Annotated in this window: 15 protein-coding genes and 1 tRNA gene; 8 read left to right on the top strand and 8 right to left on the bottom strand. The window is 71.7% G+C overall.

Features of this window, described 5'->3' with window-relative positions; translation table 11 throughout:
- Positions 1–2: 2 nt before the first annotated feature.
- A tRNA-Cys gene (locus AV521_RS16640) sits at positions 3–74 on the bottom strand.
- A 335-nt stretch (positions 75–409) separates the two neighbouring features.
- Between AV521_RS16640 and AV521_RS16635 the strand changes: the two genes are divergently transcribed.
- The 4 genes from AV521_RS16635 (at position 410) to dapE (ending at position 5,896) form a co-directional block, all read left to right on the top strand.
- Entirely contained in the window at positions 410–2,200 is a 1,791-nt protein-coding gene (locus AV521_RS16635; protein ID WP_076089053.1) for a DEAD/DEAH box helicase, read from the top strand.
- A gap of 296 nt (positions 2,201–2,496) precedes the next feature.
- Positions 2,497–3,138 carry an IclR family transcriptional regulator gene (locus AV521_RS16630; RefSeq protein ID WP_076089051.1) on the top strand — a complete coding sequence of 214 codons (642 nt, stop codon included), beginning with the start codon at positions 2,497–2,499 and terminating at the stop codon, positions 3,136–3,138.
- A gap of 95 nt (positions 3,139–3,233) precedes the next feature.
- Positions 3,234–4,829 carry an amino acid permease gene (locus AV521_RS16625; protein ID WP_079249268.1) on the top strand — a complete coding sequence of 532 codons (1,596 nt, stop codon included), beginning with the start codon at positions 3,234–3,236 and terminating at the stop codon, positions 4,827–4,829.
- On the top strand, positions 4,826–5,896 hold the full coding sequence (gene dapE / locus AV521_RS16620; RefSeq protein WP_076089047.1) for a succinyl-diaminopimelate desuccinylase: 1,071 nt from the start codon (positions 4,826–4,828) through the stop codon (positions 5,894–5,896). The genes AV521_RS16625 and dapE overlap by 4 nt, the downstream gene beginning before the upstream one ends.
- Here the strand turns inward: dapE and AV521_RS16615 are convergent.
- The gene (locus tag AV521_RS16615) at positions 5,877–7,478 is read right to left on the bottom strand and encodes a CdaR family transcriptional regulator (RefSeq protein WP_256725568.1); all 1,602 of its coding nucleotides are present in this window, start codon (positions 7,476–7,478) and stop codon (positions 5,877–5,879) included. The genes dapE and AV521_RS16615 overlap by 20 nt on opposite strands.
- A gap of 53 nt (positions 7,479–7,531) precedes the next feature.
- Here AV521_RS16615 and AV521_RS16610 point away from each other — a divergent pair, with 53 nt between their 5' ends.
- Genes AV521_RS16610 through AV521_RS16600 form a run of 3 tightly spaced genes read left to right on the top strand, consistent with a single transcriptional unit; the run spans position 7,532 to position 10,229 of the window.
- Positions 7,532–8,299: a chorismate synthase gene (locus tag AV521_RS16610; protein WP_076089045.1), complete on the top strand. Its 768-nt coding sequence runs from the start codon at positions 7,532–7,534 to the stop codon at positions 8,297–8,299.
- A complete protein-coding gene (gene menC, locus AV521_RS16605) occupies positions 8,296–9,405 on the top strand; it encodes an o-succinylbenzoate synthase (RefSeq protein ID WP_076089043.1) in 1,110 nt (369 codons plus the stop codon). The genes AV521_RS16610 and menC overlap by 4 nt, the downstream gene beginning before the upstream one ends.
- Before the next feature lie 32 nt (positions 9,406–9,437).
- Entirely contained in the window at positions 9,438–10,229 is a 792-nt protein-coding gene (locus AV521_RS16600) for a S16 family serine protease (RefSeq protein ID WP_076089041.1), read from the top strand.
- A 26-nt stretch (positions 10,230–10,255) separates the two neighbouring features.
- On the opposite strand, the gene AV521_RS16595 is transcribed toward AV521_RS16600, so the two are convergent.
- From AV521_RS16595 to AV521_RS16575, 5 genes are read right to left on the bottom strand one after another with little or no spacing between them, the layout of a single operon-like run.
- On the bottom strand, positions 10,256–11,209 hold the full coding sequence (locus tag AV521_RS16595) for a glycine betaine ABC transporter substrate-binding protein (RefSeq protein ID WP_076089039.1): 954 nt from the start codon (positions 11,207–11,209) through the stop codon (positions 10,256–10,258).
- A complete protein-coding gene (locus tag AV521_RS16590; protein ID WP_076089037.1) occupies positions 11,206–12,060 on the bottom strand; it encodes an ABC transporter permease in 855 nt (284 codons plus the stop codon). Before AV521_RS16590 ends, AV521_RS16595 begins: the two co-directional genes overlap by 4 nt.
- Positions 12,057–13,304, bottom strand: a complete 1,248-nt coding sequence (locus AV521_RS16585; RefSeq protein ID WP_076089035.1) for a betaine/proline/choline family ABC transporter ATP-binding protein — start codon at positions 13,302–13,304, stop codon at positions 12,057–12,059. The genes AV521_RS16590 and AV521_RS16585 overlap by 4 nt, the downstream gene beginning before the upstream one ends.
- Entirely contained in the window at positions 13,297–13,944 is a 648-nt protein-coding gene (locus AV521_RS16580) for an ABC transporter permease (RefSeq protein ID WP_076089033.1), read from the bottom strand. Before AV521_RS16580 ends, AV521_RS16585 begins: the two co-directional genes overlap by 8 nt.
- A 32-nt stretch (positions 13,945–13,976) precedes the next feature.
- Complete coding sequence (locus AV521_RS16575) at positions 13,977–14,456, bottom strand: Lrp/AsnC family transcriptional regulator (RefSeq protein ID WP_179023142.1); 480 nt, start codon at positions 14,454–14,456, stop codon at positions 13,977–13,979.
- A gap of 122 nt (positions 14,457–14,578) precedes the next feature.
- On the opposite strand from AV521_RS16575, the gene hppD reads away from it, so the two are divergent.
- Positions 14,579–15,724 carry a 4-hydroxyphenylpyruvate dioxygenase gene (gene hppD / locus AV521_RS16570; protein WP_076089031.1) on the top strand — a complete coding sequence of 382 codons (1,146 nt, stop codon included), beginning with the start codon at positions 14,579–14,581 and terminating at the stop codon, positions 15,722–15,724.
- Positions 15,725–15,727: 3 nt separating this feature from the next.
- On the opposite strand, the gene AV521_RS16565 is transcribed toward hppD, so the two are convergent.
- On the bottom strand, positions 15,728–17,209 hold the full coding sequence (locus AV521_RS16565) for a lipopolysaccharide assembly protein LapB (protein WP_256725567.1): 1,482 nt from the start codon (positions 17,207–17,209) through the stop codon (positions 15,728–15,730).
- Between the last annotated feature and the right edge of the window lie 71 nt (positions 17,210–17,280).

The following is a 17,280-nucleotide window of genomic DNA, read 5'->3' as shown; positions in this document are numbered from 1 at the left end:
AGAGGCCGTGGCGGGAATCGAACCCACGTAACTCGCTTTGCAGGCGAGCCCCTGAACCACTCGGGCACACGGCCGTGTTCGTGGATACGAAGCTATGGGGAGGGTGCGGGGCGGCTCAAGGGGACGTGCGGGGCTGCAATGGGACTGCCATACCGCGTTCATGAAAGGGGGTGGAGGGGGCCTTTGGTGGTGCCGGGGTCGTGGTGGTGATCGTGGAGGCTGTGACGTGGGTCCCACCCGCGGGTCACCCGGGCTCGTCCGGCCGTGGACGGTGGGGGGCGCCGGTAGGGTGGCCCGGTTGTCATACGTAGCCGCCCCACAAGACGAGCCCATACATACGGAGACCGTGACTACTGCCCGCCCGTCGCCCGCCACCGCCCTCAACGGAGGGCCCTCCGGGCCCACCCCTATGTCTGCTTCCTCCGCGCACTCGCACCACCTCTCGCCCGCCTTCCCCGGCCGGGCCCCCTGGGGTACCGCCAGTAAGCTGCGCGCCTGGCAGCAGGGGGCGATGGAGAAGTACGTCCAGGAGCAGCCGCGTGACTTCCTGGCCGTCGCCACGCCCGGCGCCGGCAAGACCACCTTCGCGCTGACGCTCGCCTCCTGGCTGCTGCACCACCACGTCGTGCAGCAGGTGACCGTGGTCGCACCGACCGAGCATCTGAAGAAGCAGTGGGCGGAGGCGGCGGCCCGGATCGGGATCAAGCTCGACCCCGAGTACAGCGCGGGGCCGCTCGGCAGGGAGTACGACGGGGTCGCCGTCACCTACGCCGGTGTCGGCGTGCGGCCCATGCTCCACCGGAACCGGGTGGAGCAGCGCAAGACCCTCGTCATCCTCGACGAGATCCATCACGCCGGTGACTCCAAGTCCTGGGGCGAGGCCTGTCTGGAGGCCTTCGAGCCCGCCACGCGCCGGCTCGCGCTCACCGGTACGCCGTTCCGGTCCGACACCAACCCCATCCCCTTCGTGACGTACGAGGAGGACAACGCCGGGATCCGGCGGTCCGCCGCCGACTATACGTACGGATATGGGTCCGCCTTGTCGGACGGGGTCGTCCGGCCGGTCATCTTCCTCTCCTACAGCGGCAACATGCGCTGGCGTACGAAGGCCGGTGACGAGGTCGCCGCCCGGCTCGGCGAGCCGATGACCAAGGACGCGATCAGCCAGGCCTGGCGTACGGCGCTCGACCCGCGCGGCGACTGGATGCCGAGCGTGCTGCGCGCCGCCGATCAGCGGCTGACCGAGGTCCGCAAGGCCATCCCGGACGCCGGTGCCCTCGTCATCGCCTCCGACCAGGACTCCGCCCGCGCCTACGCCAAGCTGATCCGCGAGATCACCGGTACGAAGGCCACGCTCGTGCTGTCCGACGACGCCGGCGCCTCGAACAGGATCGACGAGTTCAGCGACAGTGGCGACCGGTGGATGGTCGCCGTGCGGATGGTGTCCGAGGGCGTCGACGTGCCGCGGCTCGCGGTGGGGGTGTATGCCACCACCATTTCGACCCCGCTGTTCTTCGCTCAGGCCGTCGGGCGGTTCGTGCGGTCCCGGCGGCGCGGCGAGACCGCGTCCGTCTTCCTGCCGACCGTCCCTGACCTGCTGACCTTCGCCAACGAGATGGAAAAGGAACGGGACCACGCCCTCGACAAGCCGAAGAAGGAGGGCGAGGAGGACCCGTACGCCGAATCCGAGAAGGAGATGGAGGAGGCGAACAAGCAGCAGGACGAGGACACCGGCGAGCAGGACATGCTGCCGTTCGAGGCGCTGGAGTCCGACGCCGTCTTCGACCGGGTGCTGTACGACGGCGCCGAGTTCGGCATGCAGGCCCATCCCGGGAGCGACGAAGAGCAGGACTACCTCGGGATTCCCGGGCTGCTGGAGCCCGATCAGGTGCAGATGCTGCTGCAGAAGCGGCAGGCCCGGCAGATCGCGCACAGCCGTAAGAAGCCGGACACCGAGGCCGACCTGCTGGAGCTGCCCGCCGAGCGGCGGCCGGTGGTCAGCCACAAGGAGATGATGGAGCTGCGCAAACAGCTCAACACGATGGTCGGCGCGTACGTCCACCAGAGCGGCAAGCCGCACGGGGTGATCCACACCGAGCTGCGCCGGGTGTGCGGGGGGCCGCCGAGTGCGGAGGCCACGGCGGGGCAGCTGCGGCAGCGGATCGCCAAGGTGCAGGAGTGGGCCACGCGGATGCGGTAGACCGGCGTGCAGGTTCCTGGGGCATGTGCGTACCCGGACGAATCACAGCAGGCCGGATCTGGTCCTGCCCGGATTCTGGACGGAGACTTCCGCTCAGCGAACCTGCTTCGCTACTGTCCCGCTACGCACACGCCCCGTGGCAGCGCCGCCGCGGAGCGCAGCCGTGAAGCGACTTGGCCCGGAGCCGCCGGGCCGACCTGCCGATCGGCGGCCTCTGAAGCGCGTCGCCGACGGGACTCGGTGACGCATTCGCCGCTCAGGGGTTCGCCGACCTCACCACCAAAGGAGTGGGCGTCGTGACCGCGGAGACCTCTCAGACGCTCGACCGGGGACTGCGCGTCCTCAAGCTGCTGGCCGACACCGACCACGGGCTGACCGTCACCGAGCTGTCCACGAAGCTGGGCGTGAACCGTACCGTTGTGTACCGGTTGCTCGCCACGTTGGAGCAACACGCGCTCGTACGGCGTGACTTGGGCGGACGAGCCCGGGTCGGGCTCGGGGTGCTGCGGCTCGGGCGGCAGGTGCATCCGCTGGTGCGGGAGGCCGCGTTGCCGGCGCTCAGGTCGCTCGCCGAGGACATAGGCGCGACGGCGCATCTGACGTTGGTGGACGGGACGGAGGCGCTGGCCGTCGCCGTGGTCGAGCCGACGTGGACCGACTATCACGTGGCGTACCGGGCCGGGTTCCGGCATCCGCTGGACCGGGGGGCCGCGGGCCGGGCCATCCTGGCCGCTCGGCAGTCGCCGGCCGAGGGGCCCGGGTACACCCTCACGCACGGGGAACTGGAGGCCGGGGCGAGCGGGGCGGCGGCGCCGTTGGTCGGGGTCACGGGGGTCGAGGGCAGCGTGGGCGTGGTGATGCTGGCGGACTCCGTACCGGAGCGGGTGGGGCCGCGGGTCGTCGAAGCGGCCCGAGAGGTCGCCGACGCCCTGCGCTGACGCGTTGTAGTCACTCCCCAAGGGGTGCGGGGCCGTGTCGGACTCGCGGCTCCGCCGCGTGGGCGCGACCAGCCCCCACCCACCCGCACTCGGCGATGCCCTTCGCCACCTCTTTGCTCATCCGGCCAAGATCCAACCCGCACCTTTGGCCGATCCGCTCACCCGACCGCACCCATACCTCCGCATCATCAGGGGCCAAACAGCCCCAAGGCGGAGGGAACAGTGCGGTGGAAGCTACAAGACGTCGGCTCACCCGGCGGCAAACCGTGGACACACTGGTCGGCGAAGCAGGCGGTAGCCCGCTGAGGCGGACCATGGGCGTAGCCCAGCTCACCCTGCTCAGCGTGGGCGCAACGCTCGGCACCGGAATCTTCGTGGTGCTCGGCCAGGCCGTGCCGGAGGCGGGCCCAGCCGTCGTCGTCTCCTTCGTCCTGGCCGGCGTCACCGCCCTGTTCTCGGCGCTGTCGTACGCCGAACTGGCCGGCATGATCCCCGGCTCGGGATCCTCCTACAGCTATACCTACGCCACCCTCGGCGAGCTGGTCGCCTGGGTGTGCGGGTGGTGTCTGATCCTGGAGTACGGGGTGTCCGTGGCCGCCGTCGCCGTCGGCTGGGGGCAGTACGTCAATGAGCTGCTCGACCTCACCTTCGGGGTGACTCTCCCCGAGTCGCTCAGCGCGCCGCCCGGCGCCGGAGGCACCCTCAACATCCCCGCCGCCCTCATCGTCGTACTCGCCATGGTCGTCCTGCTGCGCGGCGCCAGGGAGAGCGCCGTCGCCAACACGATCATGGTGGGCGTCAAGATCGCGGCCCTCGTCCTCTTCTGTGCCGTCGCCTTCACCGCCTTCCGGGCCGGGAACTTCCACCCCCTCTTCCCGCTCGGCGCCGCGGGCATGAGTGCCGGAGCGGCCTCCCTCTTCTTCTCCTACATCGGCTTCGACGCCGCCTCCACCGCGGGGGAGGAGGCCCGGAATCCGCAGCGAGACCTGCCGCGCGCCATCATCCTGTCCCTTGTCCTCGTCACCGCGCTGTACGTCCTCGTCGCGGTCGCCGCGCTCGGCGCCATGCCGTGGAAGCAGTTCGCGGGCACCGAGGCCACGCTCAGTGAGGTGCTCGTGCGGTCCGTCGGGGGCGGGAGTCTGTGGCCGATCCTGCTGTCCGTCGGCGCGGTCGTCGCCACCACCAGCGTGGTGCTCACCGTGCAGTACGGGCAGATCCGCATCCTCTTCGCGATGGCCCGGGACGGGCTCGTACCGCCGCTGTTCGCCAAGGTGCATCCCCGTACCGGCGTGCCCCGTGCCAACACGGTGATCGTGTCCGGCTTCATCGCGGTCCTCGCCGCCCTGGTGCCGCTCGGCAGACTCGCCGACGCCACCAGCATCGGCACGCTGTTCGCGTTCATGCTGGTCAACCTGGCGGTCGTACTGCTGCGCCGGCGCAGCCCCGACACCCCGCGCTCCTTCCGGGTGCCGTTCTCGCCCGTCACACCGCTCCTCGGCGTCGGCTTCTGCGTCTACATGCTGGGCAGCCTGGGCGGCGACACCTGGATCGCGTTCGGCGCGTGGCTGGCGGCCGGGCTCGTCGTCTACGGCCTCTACGGCATCCGGCACTCCAAGCTCAACGGGCTCGACAGCCGCCGGGAAGACCTGGCACTCCAGCAAGACCCCGCACTCCAGGAAGACTCCGCATGACCGCCCCCGGCATCCCCGCACTCGACCTCACCGCCGACGTCGTCACCCTCACCCGCGCCCTCGTCGACCTGCCCTCCGAGAGCGGGCGGGAGGACGTCATCGCGGACGCCGTCGACACCGCCCTGCGCGGCCTGCCCCACCTCGGCGTCGAGCGGGTCGGCAACTCCGTCGTCGCCCGCACCGGGCTGGGCCGCTCCGAACGCGCCCTGATCGCCGGGCACCTGGACACCGTGCCGGCCGCCGGGAACCTCCCGTCGCGGCTCGCCGACGGCCGGGTGCACGGGCTCGGCGCCTGTGACATGAAGGGCGGGGTCGCCGTGGCGCTGCGGCTGGCCGCGACCGTGCCCGCGCCCGTCCGCGACCTCACCTACGTCTTCTACGAGTGCGAGGAGGTCGACGGGGTCCGGAACGGGCTCGGCCGCATCGGCGCCGAGCGGCCCGACCTGCTCGCCGATGCCGGGCTGGCCATCCTCATGGAGCCCTCCGACGCGGGCGTGGAGGCCGGCTGCCAGGGCATCCTCACCGCCGACATCGTGGTCGAGGGCGCCCGCGCCCACACCGCCCGCGCCTGGCAGGGCGTCAACGCCGCCCACAAGGCCGGTGAGGTTCTGCGGCGGCTCGACGAACACCGGGCGGAGCGGGTCGTGGTCGACGGGCTGGAGTACCGGGAGGGGCTGGGCGCCGTCGCCGTACGGGCCGGGGTCGCCGGGAACGTCGTACCCGACGAGTGCGTCGTCACCGTCAACTGCCGCTTCGCGCCGAGTCGTTCACCCGAGGAGGCGGAGGCGTACGTACGCGCCCTCTTCCCGGAGTACGAGGTCCGCGTCACCGAAGCCGTCGCCGGGGCACTGCCCCACCTCGACCGGGTCGGCGGACTCGTCGCCGCGCTCGGGGCCGAGCCACGGCCCAAGCTCGGCTGGACGGATGTCGCCCGGTTCGCGGCGCTGGGCGTGCCCGCGCTCAACTACGGCCCGGGGGACCCGTCCCTCGCCCACACGGCGGGGGAGTACGTCCCCGTCGCGCACCTGGAGCGGTGTGAGGCCGGGCTCAGGGCGTGGCTGAGCTGAGACCGGCCAGCGCCCGCAACTGCAGCCACAGCACCAGCCGTTCGTCGGGGTCGTCCAGATCGACCCCGGCGTGCTGCTGGAGCTGCCTGAGCCGGTAGCGGCAGGTGTTGGGGTGTACGGCGAGGAGTTTCGCCGCGCCCGCCATGTCGCAGCCCGCGTCGAACCAGGAGACGAGCGTGCGCGCGTATTCCGTGCCGTTCCCGGCGTCGTACGCGAGTACCCGCCGCCAGGCGCCCGCGCTCAACTCCCGCCGCTCGCCCATCACTTCGGACAGCCGAAGCAGGGTGACGCGCGCCCGCACCTCGTCCACCGTGGCCACCGGCAGCTCCGCGTCCAGCACCCGCAGCACCAGGTCCGCGTCCGCCCGTGAGTCCGCGAGCTCCGCCGCGTCCGGCACGACCTCGCCGAGCGCCGCCCGCACCGGCACCCGCAGCGCCTGCCCGGCCCGCGCCACGATGTCCTCGGCGAGCGTGCGATGCCGTTCCCCGGGGCCGGGCAGCACCGCGTACACCACCCCGTCCACCAGCACGCCCGCGTGCCGCCCGTAGCGGGCCTCGCACTGCAGCCGTACGACGTCCAGCAGACGCAGCGCCGTGCGCTCGGTGTCGGGGACGCTCGCCGCTGAGTCCAGCACGAAGGCCGCCACCCGGGCGGGCCCGGCAACTCCCAGTCGCCCGGCGGCCGTTGCCGCGTCCGCCGCCGTGCCGTCCAGCAGGCGGCGCAGCAGTTCGCCGCCCTGGTGCCGGGCCAGCTCCCGGGCAGCGCGGGCCCGCAGCAGGAGCAGGGCGGCCGTGGAGGCGCCCTGGGCGAGGGTGTCCTCGGCGTCCGGGGCGAGCGAGCCGCCGTCGATCACCCACACCGAGCCGAGCGTCTCCCCGCCGGCCCGTACCGGCATCGCGAGGCGGGGCAGGTCACCGGCGGACAGTGCGGGCAGCCCGATCGGGCGGTCGGCGGCGAACAGCCGCCGGTACTGCTCGGTGTTCTCCGCGCTGGCCGGCACCTGCCGGCCGAGGATGCCCTGCCGGCGGTCCTCGTCCACCGGCTGCCCGTGGACGGTCGAGTAGGCGAGGATCCGCTGCCGGGGGTCCTCGATGGCGGTGGCCCCGCCGGTCGCCGTGGCGATCGCGTCGGCCAGCGCGAACAGGTCGCCGAGCCCGCTGTCGGGGGCCGCCCCGGTGGGCCGGGCGGCGATGGCCGAGGCCAGCAGCAGATGCACCTGGTGCCAGGCGGCGTCCTCGGCGACGGACAGCAGGGCCACGCCGTGCGCCTCCGCCTCCGCGACCGGTCCGTCCGCACCCCGCACCACCACCCCGGTCAGCCCGGCCTCGCCCGCCGCCCGCAGCAGCGGCCCGGCCTGGGCCGCCCGCACGCCGACCGCCAGCAGGAGCGCGCCGGGCAGCCGGGGGAGCGGGACATGACCGTCGTACAGGACCGCCTCGGTGACCGGTACGGCCTGCCCGGCGGGGGCCGTGTGCAGGCGCAGGGCGGGGCCGCCGACGACGTCCAGGAGGTCACCGAGGGTGCAGGCGTCCATGAGGGTCCCCAGCAGGCTGTTGGCGGATGGTGAAACGAACGTACGCATGTCTTGGCCGCTCGCACAACACACCCGGGCCCCGCTCCTTCGACACTCGTGCCATGACAGCAGGAGTCACCATCCGTACCGTCCACGACGTCGCCTCCCTCGCGGCCGTGGCCGACTACTTCAGCGACGTCTGGCAGACGCCCCGCACCGCCCCGCCCTATCCGGCCGAGGTCCTGCACAGCCTGGTGCACTCCGGCGGCGCGGTCCACGCGGCGTTCGACGGACAGCGGCTCGCGGGGGCGTCCGTCGCGGTGCTCGGCGCCGACCACGGCACGTACTCGCTGGTCGCCGCCGCCGAGCGGGGACTCGGGCACGCCGTGAAGCTGGCCCAGCGGGACTGGGCCGTCGGCCTGGGCGCCCGCACCATGCGCTGGACGTTCGACCCGCTGGTCGGCCGCAACGCCCGCTTCAACCTGGCCAAGCTGGGCGCCACCGGCACGGAGTACCTGGTCGACTTCTACGGCCCCATGACCGACGGCGTGAACGACGGCGACGAGAGCGACCGGCTGACGGTGACCTGGGAGCTGGGTGCGACCGGGGAGGCGGACGCGCCGACCCCGCCGTACGACGGGGAACCGCGGGGACCGGTCACGGCCACCGCTCCCGACGGCGGTCCCCTGGCCCGCCGGGACGGCCGGTACCTCTGGTGCCGGGTGCCCGAGGACATCGTGAAGCTGCGCGCCGCGGACCCCGCGTCGGCGCTGCGCTGGCGGCACGCCGTGCGCGAGGTGCTGTCGTCGGCCTTCGCGGAGGGGTTCCGGGCCACCGGGATGTCCCGTGACGGCTGGTACACGCTCACCCTTGAGGAGGCCGGGGCATGAAGCTGGAGCGCGTCGAGATCGTGCACGTGGCGATCCCGCTGGTCACGCCCTTCCGTACGTCCTTCGGGACGATGACGACGAAGGACACCTTCCTGCTGCACGTCGTCACGGACGCGGCCGAGGGCTGGTCGGAGTTCGCCGCCGACCCCGAGCCGCTGTACTGCTCGGAGTTCGTCGCCGGCGCCGAGATCGTGCTGCGCGACTTCCTGGTCCCGCGCATGGCCGCCCTCCCGCACCTCACCACGGCCGCGCTCGCGCCCGCGCTGGCGGGGATCAAGGGTCACGAGCTGGCGAAGGCGGCCCTGGAGACGGCCCTGCTGGACGCCGAGCTGCGGTCGTACGGCATGCCGCTCGCGACCTGTCTGGGCGCCGTACGGGACCGGGTGCCGGCCGGGGTGTCGGTCGGCATCAAGGACTCGGTCCCGGAGCTGCTGGACGACGTGGAGCGCTACCTGGCCGAGGGGTATGTCCGGATCAAGCTCAAGATCGAACCGGGATGGGACGTCGACCCGGTCCGGGCGGTCCGCGACCGCTTCGGCGATGCGCTCCCCCTCCAGGTCGACGCCAACACCGCCTACACGCTCGCGGACGCCGAGCATCTGCGGCGACTCGACGAGTTCGGGCTGCTGCTGATCGAGGAGCCGCTGGAGGAGAACAACCTGCACGCCCACGCCCGGCTCCAGCAGCGGCTGCGGACGCCGGTCTGCCTGGACGAGTCCCTGCATCACGCCCGCGACACCGCCGCCGCGATCGCGCTGGACGCCTGCCGGGTGGTGAACGTCAAGCCCGCCCGGGTCGGCGGCTATCTGGAGGCCCGCCGGGTCCACGACGTGGCGCACGCGCACGGCGTCCCGGTGTGGTGCGGCGGCATGCTGGAGACCGGCATCGGCCGGGCCCCCAATCTGGCCCTGGCTGCCCTGCCCGGCTGCACCCTCCCGGGGGACACCTCCGCCTCCGCCCGCTACTTCGCCGAGGACATCACCGAGCCGTTCGTCCTGGTGGACGGCCATCTACCGGTCCCGACCGGCCCCGGAATCGGCATCGCGCCCCTTCCGGACGCGCTGCGCCGGTTCACCCGGGAGCGACGGGACCTGTACGCGGCCTGAGGCACGGGCAGTGGTCACGTTAGATTGATGTCGTGCTCTCTCGTCTCACGCGTTCCCAGGCCGTAGCCGTCTGCGCTCTGCCCGTCGTGGCCCTGCTGGCCACGGCGGCGTTCGCGCCGCTGCCGTTCGCGGTGGCCCAGCCCGGGATGACGGCGAACGTGCTCGGCGCGAACAAGGGCACCCAGGTGATCACCGTCTCCGGTGCGACCGCGCGCAGTACCAGCGGTCAGCTGCGGATGGTCACGATCGTGGCGACCGGTCCGGACACCAGGGTGACCTTCGTTGACGTGGTCCACAACTGGTTCCGCACCGACCGGGCCGTCATGCCGCACGACGCCGTCTACCCGAGCGGCGACACCGTCAAGGAGATCGAGCAGCACAACGTGGCGCAGATGCGGCAGTCCCAGGACGCCGCGACCCAGGCCGCGCTGAAGTACCTCGGGCTGAGCTCCGACAAGGTCAAGGTCACGCTGAAGCTCGCCGACGTGGGCGGGCCGAGCGCGGGTCTGCTGTTCACCCTGGGGATCATCGACAAGCTGCACGGCGACGGCAGCGGCGGCGACCTCACCGGCGGCCGCGCCGTCGCCGGTACGGGCACGATCGACGCGGACGGCAAGGTCGGCGCGGTCGGCGGCGTGGCCCTGAAGACGCAGGCCGCCCGGCGGGACGGGGCGACCGTCTTCCTGGTGCCGCAGGACGAGTGCGCCGACGCCAAGGCGGACCTGCCCAAGGGCCTCCGGCTGATCCCGGTCACCACGCTGAAGGGCGCGGTGAGCTCCCTGGTGGCCCTGGAGAAGGGCAAGGGCTCGATCCCGAGCTGCTAGGCCGACAGCGGGTGGATCCCCTCGCCCTACTTCACGAACCCCTCCTGCTTCATCCAGTCCAGTGCCACCTGGTGCGGATCCTGGCCGTCCACGTCCACCTTGCCGTTCAGGGTCTGCGCCACCGTGTTGTCCAGCTTCTTCGTGACGGGCTCGATGACGCTCGCGATGGCCGGCCACTTCTGCAGGACCTTGGTGTTGATCACGGGCGCCGCGTTGTAGTTGGGGAAGAACTTCCTGTCGTCCTCCATCACCGCCAGGTTCATCGACCTGATGCGCCCGTCGGTGGTGAACACCTCCCCGTAGGTGCACTTCCCCTTCGCGACCTGTGTGTAGATGATCCCGGTGTCCATCTGCGTGACGTTCTTCGCGGGCACACTCATCCCGTACGCCTTCTCCAGCCCGGGCAGCCCGTCGGCCCGGTTGGCGAACTCGCTCTCCACGCACAGGGTGACGGCGCCGGGGTCCTTCTTGGCCAGCGCGGCCACCTGCGAGAGGGTCCGGGTGCCGTACTTCTTGAAGGTGGCCTGGTTCATGGCCAGCGCGTAGGTGTTGTTCAGCTGTGCGGGCGGCAGCCAGGTCAGCCCGTTCTTCAGATCGGCGTTCCGCACCGCCTGCCACTGCTGCTCCGGGTCGGGGATCGGGTGGCTGTTGCCCTGGTACGTGATCCAGGCGGTGCCCGTGTACTCGTACATGGCATCCGCGGAACCGCCCTTCACCGCTTCCCGCGCGCCGATCGATCCCTGGATGCCGGTGCGGTCCAGTACGTCCGCGCCGGCCGCCTGGAAGGCGATCCCCATGATCGCGCCGAGGATCAGCTGCTCGGTGAACTCCTTGGAGGTGACGGTGAGATGGGCCCCCTTCAGCGGCTCGCCCGCCCCGACCGCTCCGGGCCTGACGGCGTCGGCCATGGGGGAGCCGCTGGTCAGCCCGCAGCCGGACACCAGCACCGCCGCCACGAGCGGACATGCGCCGCGTCTCATGTCCGCACCTCCAGGCCGCGCGGTCGCAGCAGCACTTCCGCCAGCGAGGCCAGCCAGTCCACCAGCAGGGCGAGCGCCACGGTGAGGACCGAGCCGAGCACCAGCACCGGCATGCGCTGGGTGGTGATGCCGGTGGTGATCAGCACGCCCAGGCCGCCGCCTCCGCCGAAGGTCGCCAGGGCCGCCGTACCGACGTTGAGGACCAGGGCCGTACGGACGCCCGCGAGGATCAGCGGGACGGCGAGCGGCAGTTCGACCCGGGCGAGCACACCGAGCGGGGACATGCCGATGCCGCGGGCCGCCTCCAGCAGGGTCGGGTCGTTGGCCTTGAGACCCGCGATGGTGTTGGAGAGGACCGGCAGGATCGCGTAGACGATGATGCCGATCAGGGCCGCCCTGACGCCGACGCCGAGCCAGATGACCAGCAGGGCCAGCAGGCCGATCGCCGGGGTCGCCTGGCCCATGTTGGCGAAGGCCATCGCCACCGGGGTGGCCCTGCGGAAGGCCCGCCGGGTGAGCACGATGCCCAGCGGGATCGCGATGATCAGCACGAAGAACGTGGAGATCACCGTCAGCTGCACGTGCTGCCAGAGCGCCTTGGAGACCTGACCGCCCGACAGCGCGTTGCGCGAGATCGTGTCCAGGTGCGCCTGCCGGAACCACAGCCAGGTCGCCAGGAGTACGGCCACCAGGAAGGCGGGCAGGACCGTCAGCCGCGGCCAGGACAGGCGCCGGGCGGGCGGGCGCGGGGCCGGCGGCGGGGCCTCCTGCTCCGCCTCGCCCTCGTCACGGAAGGCGAGCCCCTTGACCTCGTGCTCGCCCTCGGGCCGCGGCTGTTGGTCGGTGCTCACGCCTTCGTCACCCCTCCGGGACCCTCCTGCTCGAAGTGCGTCTGCTGGGCGCGCGCCTCCTCCAGCTCGTGCTGTGCCTCCATCGCCTCCAGCCGGTCGGCCTCCAGCAGCTCGTGCACGGAGTTCATCAGGGTCTCCATGTCGACCACACCGATGTACTCGCCGCGCCGCCCGGTCACCGCGACCCGGCCCGCGTTGTCCGTCAGCACGGCCTCCAGCGCGTCCCTGAGGGTCGCGTCCCGGGTCACCGTGTCGTGCACCAGCGTGCCCGCGCGGGCCAGCGAGCCCCGGGCCCGCATCAGGTCGCCGCGGCGCAGCCACTTGTAGGGGCGGCGGCGCTTGTCGAGGAGCAGGATCTCGTTCGTGCCGCTGTCCCGGATCACGGTGAAGATCTCCTGGAGCGGGGTCTCCACGGTCACCGTCGGGTACTCCCGCATCTCCACGTCCCGCACCCGGGTCAGGTTCAGCCGCTTCAGGGCCGCGCCCGCGCCGACGAAACCGGAGACGAAGTCGTCGGCCGGGTTGGTGAGGATCGCCTCCGGGGTGTCGAACTGGGCGATGTGCGAGCGTTCGCGCAGGACGGCGATCCGGTCGCCCAGCTTGATCGCCTCGTCGAAGTCGTGGGTGACGAACACGATCGTCTTGTGCAGTTCGTGCTGGAGCCGGATCAGCTCGTCCTGGAGGTGATCGCGGGTGATCGGGTCGACCGCGCCGAACGGTTCGTCCATCAGCAGCACGGGGGGATCGGCCGCCAACGCCCGTGCCACGCCCACCCGTTGCTGCTGCCCGCCGGAGAGCTGGCGCGGATAGCGGCCGTGGAACTCGCCCGGGTCGAGCCCGACGAGGTCGAGCAGCTCCTCGACCCGGGACCGGATCCGCGCCTTCGGCCAGCCGATCATCTTCGGTACGAGGGCGATGTTCTGGGCGACGGTCATGTGCGGGAAGAGGCCGGCCGACTGGATGGCGTACCCGACCTTGCGGCGCAGCTTCACCGGGTCGATGTCGGTGACGTCCTCGCCGTTGATGCGGATACGGCCGCCGGTCGGTTCGATCAGCCGGTTGATCATCTTGAGCGTCGTGGACTTGCCGCAGCCGGACGGGCCGACGAAGATGACCGTCTCGCCCGCCTTGATCTCCATGCTCACGTTGTCCACGGCCGGCTGCTGACTGCCCGGATACCGCTTGGTCAGGTTCTCCAGCTCGATGGAGGCACCATGGCTCTCTCCGGTGGACGTCTCAGACACGGATCCCCCTCGGAATCGTCAGCCGCCCGATCAGGACGTACACGGCGTCGAACAGGAGCGCGAGGATGATGATCCCGAGCGTGCCCGCGAGCACCTGGTTCAGTGCGTTCTTGCTCCCCAGGGAAGCGAGCCCGCGGAAGATCTCGTTGCCGAGGCCCGGACCGGAGGCGTAGGCGGCGATCGCGGCGATGCCCATCAGCATCTGCGTGGAGACCCGGATGCCGGTCAGGATCGGCGGCCAGGCCAGCGGCAGCTCCACCCGCACCAGCCGCATCGGACGGGACATGCCGATGCCGCGGGCCGCGTCCACCAGCGTCGGGTCGACCCCGCGCAGGCCCACGATCGCGTTCCGCACGATCGGCAGCAGCCCGTACAGCGTCAGTGAGATCACCGTGGGCGGCACGCCCAGGCCCACGAGCGGGATGAGCAGGCCGATCATCGCGAGCGAGGGGATGGTGAGGATGGTCGAGGTGGCGGTGGTGGCGAGGTTGCCCGCCCAGTCGGAGCGATAGGTGACCACTCCGATCAGCACCCCGATGACGGTCGCCAGGACCATGCACTGGAAGACCGCGCTGGCGTGCTGGAAGGCGTCCGCGAGCAGCTGCTGGTGACGATTGCCCAGGTACTCCCAGAAGTTCACCGGCTCACCCCGGATCGGCCCGCGTCCCTTTCCTATGTCCCTTTCGCGTCCTGGGCGGCCTGTTCCACCAGGGGGATGATCCGCAGCGGAACGGGGTTCTCCATGACGATCGCCGTGGAGGCCCGGACGATGCCATCAAAACCGACGACCCGGTCGATCACCCGTTGAAGATCGGCGTTCGAGCGGGCCACCAGCCGGCACAGCATGTCCCCGCTGCCGGTGGTGGTCAGCAGCTCCAGCACCTCCGGCACGGTCGCCAAGTGCGCCCGCACATCGGGCCCTTGACCTTGCCGGATCTGCAGCGTGGCGAAGGCGGTCACCGGATATCCGAGGGCCGCCGGATCCACCTGCGGACCGAATCCGCGGATGACTCCATTCGACTGAAGCCGGTCCAGCCGCGCCTGCACCGTGCCCCGCGCGACCCCCAGCCGCCGGGACATCTCCAGCACGCCGATGCGCGGCTCCCGTGCGAGCAGCACGATGATCCGCCCGTCCAGATGATCGATCGCCACGGCACCTCCAGGGATGGTCATCCTGTACAGAAAGACCGGAGACACGGTCGTATCACTATGCAGATTGCCCAGTGAATAAGCGAACTATTGCGCACCTTGCAGAGCGGGTCCACGCTGCCGCCATGACGCAGACCACACACCACACCCCCGACACCGCACGGCGGGCCGACCCCTTCCCGGTCAAGGGAATGGACGCGGTCGTCTTCGCCGTGGGCAACGCCAAGCAGGCGGCGCACTTCTACTCCACCGCCTTCGGCATGCGGCTGGTCGCCTACTCCGGACCGGAGAACGGCAGCCGCGAGACCGCCAGCTATGTGCTGGAGAACGGCTCCGCCCGGTTCGTCCTCACCTCGGTGATCAAGCCGAGCACCGACTGGGGCCGCTTCCTCGCCCGCCATGTGGCCGAACACGGCGACGGCGTCATCGACCTGGCCATCGAGGTCCCGGACGCGCGCGCCGCCCACGCCTACGCCGTCGAGCACGGCGCCCGCTCGGTCGCCGAGCCGTACGAGCTGAAGGACGAGCACGGCACCGTCGTCCTCGCCGCGATCGCCACCTACGGCGAGACCCGCCACACCCTGGTCGACCGCTCCGGATACGACGGCCCCTACCTGCCCGGCTTCGTCCCCGCGAAGCCGATGGTCGAACCACCCGCCCGGCGCACCTTCCAGGCCGTCGACCACTGCGTCGGCAACGTCGAACTCGGCAGGATGAACGAGTGGGTGGCCTTCTACAACAAGGTCATGGGCTTCACGAACATGAAGGAGTTCGTGGGCGACGACATCGCCACCGAGTACAGCGCGCTGATGTCGAAGGTCGTCGCGGACGGCACCCTGAAGGTCAAGTTCCCGATCAACGAGCCCGCGATCGCCAAGAAGAAGTCCCAGATCGACGAGTACCTGGAGTTCTACGGCGGGGCCGGCGTCCAGCACATCGCGCTGAACACCAACGACATCGTGCAGACGGTCCGCACCATGCGCGCCGCCGGCGTCGAGTTCCTCAACACCCCCGACTCCTACTACGACACCCTCGGCGAGTGGGTCGGCGACACCCGGGTGCCCATCGAGACCCTGCGCGAGCTGAAGATCCTCGCCGACCGCGACGAGGACGGCTATCTGCTGCAGATCTTCACCAAGCCGGTCCAGGACCGCCCGACCGTCTTCTTCGAGATCATCGAACGCCACGGCTCCATGGGCTTCGGCAAGGGCAACTTCAAGGCCCTGTTCGAGGCGATCGAGCGGGAACAGGCCAAGCGCGGGAATCTGTGACGCCTACGGGATCCCGCCGGGCGGCGGCTCATCGGGAACGTCGCCCAGCGCCCGCAACGCCGCAACGGCCGCAGACGCCCTGAGGGGTGAGAAGTACGGGTTGATGCGGAGGGCCCCCTGGAGATGGCGGCGGGACGGGGCCGACAGGCCCAGGCTCTGTTCGATCAGGGCCCGGTGGAACGCGTACAGGGCGCTGCGGACGCCCCCCTTGGAGGTGTCCGTCGCGGCTTCGGCGTAGGTCAGCGCCTCCTTGTCGTCGCCGGTCCGGTGCAGTGCCCAGCCAAGGGCGTCGGCCACCTCGGTGCCCGGCTGGCGCCGCCACTCCGCCCGCAAGCGTGTTACGGCCTCCCGCGGGTTCCCGTGGTCGGCCTCGAACTGGCCGATCAGCAGGTCCTCGTCGACCCCGGCCGCCACCTCCCGCCGTACCAGCGCCTTGACCCGCTCGTACTGTTCCCGGGCCGGCCCGGCCATGCCGCGCGCCTCGTACAGCTCGCCCAGTTCATAGGCGTCCCGCGGGCTCGGATGCCGGGCGAGTGCCGCCCGGTACGCGGTGAACGCCACCTCCGTGCGGCCCAGCGCGACCAGCGCCCGGCCCCGCCCCGCCTGTGCGCCCGGCTGGTCGGGATCGAGGCGTACGGCCGCCTCGAAGTGCCGCAGCGCGTCCTGCGGGTCCCCGCGGTCCCAGGCCAGCTGCCCGAGCCCGGTCATACAGGGGGCCTGCTCGGCCGGGGTGCCGGCGGCGGCCGCCGCGTCGGTCAGCTGGGCCACCGCGTCCTCGCGCCAGCCCCGGTCCTGGTACACCGCCGACGCCCGGGCCATCACCACGGGCCGGGCCGCCGCGCCGGTGTGCAGCTCCAGCAGGGTGTCCAGGGCGGTCCGGGCCGCCTTGTAGTCGCCGAGCCCGGTGTAGGCGTCGATCAGCGGCGGATACGCCGACCACCGGTTCGGCGCCGCCTTCAGCGCCTGCTCGCCGTAGTCCTTCGCCGCCGGAAAGTCCCGGCGCGCCAGCGCGAGCGCGGCCATCCCCTCCAGCGCCTCGGGCGTCCCCGCCCGCACCCGCAGGGACGTCCGCAGCGCCTGCTCGGCCCGCGGAAAGTCCTCCGGGTCGGCCGCCCGCCGCCCCCGCTCCACATACGCGCGGCCCAGCACGGCCCACGCCCGCGCGTCCTGAGGCCGTGCCCGCACCCGCCGCTCCTGCCGGCCGACGAGCGCCGTCAGCTGCGGCAACGCGACCGGCACCCCCGAGGTCACCGCCGTCAGCGTCTGTGCCTCCGCCCGTGCCTGCGCCTGCGGACCGGCGGCCGGCGGCCGGACCACCTGCGGCCGCTCTTCGGGCAGCATCAGCCCCAGACCCGCGACGACACCGCAGGCCAGCGCGGCCACCAGGACCCGGCGCAGCCACCGCCGGGCGCGGCGCGGCGCCGGCGGCTCGGCGAGCAGGGACGTCCCCGGCACGCGCACTCGGTTGTCCATGGCCCTGTCCATGGCCCTCACTGTGCGTCAATACGACGAGCTGATCCGGGCGGCCCAAGGCAGGCATGGACGGGGTTCACACC

Source organism: Streptomyces sp. IMTB 2501 (genome assembly GCF_001953885.1).
Lineage (GTDB): Bacteria > Actinomycetota > Actinomycetes > Streptomycetales > Streptomycetaceae > Streptomyces.
This window is presented reverse-complemented; position numbering and strand designations above follow the sequence as displayed.

Excerpts from the sequence above, each read along its gene's own strand:
- AV521_RS16635 (WP_076089053.1), top strand. The coding sequence starts at position 410 with ATGTCTGCTTCCTCCGCGCACTCGCACCACCTCTCGCCCGCCTTCCCC.
- AV521_RS16625 (WP_079249268.1), top strand. The coding sequence starts at position 3,234 with ATGCCCTTCGCCACCTCTTTGCTCATCCGGCCAAGATCCAACCCGCAC.
- dapE (WP_076089047.1), top strand. The coding sequence starts at position 4,826 with ATGACCGCCCCCGGCATCCCCGCACTCGACCTCACCGCCGACGTCGTC.
- AV521_RS16615 (WP_256725568.1), bottom strand. The coding sequence starts at position 7,478 with ATGCGTACGTTCGTTTCACCATCCGCCAACAGCCTGCTGGGGACCCTC.
- AV521_RS16610 (WP_076089045.1), top strand. The coding sequence starts at position 7,532 with ATGACAGCAGGAGTCACCATCCGTACCGTCCACGACGTCGCCTCCCTC.
- menC (WP_076089043.1), top strand. The coding sequence starts at position 8,296 with ATGAAGCTGGAGCGCGTCGAGATCGTGCACGTGGCGATCCCGCTGGTC.
- AV521_RS16595 (WP_076089039.1), bottom strand. The coding sequence starts at position 11,209 with ATGAGACGCGGCGCATGTCCGCTCGTGGCGGCGGTGCTGGTGTCCGGC.
- hppD (WP_076089031.1), top strand. The coding sequence starts at position 14,579 with ATGACGCAGACCACACACCACACCCCCGACACCGCACGGCGGGCCGAC.
- AV521_RS16565 (WP_256725567.1), bottom strand. The coding sequence starts at position 17,209 with ATGGACAGGGCCATGGACAACCGAGTGCGCGTGCCGGGGACGTCCCTG.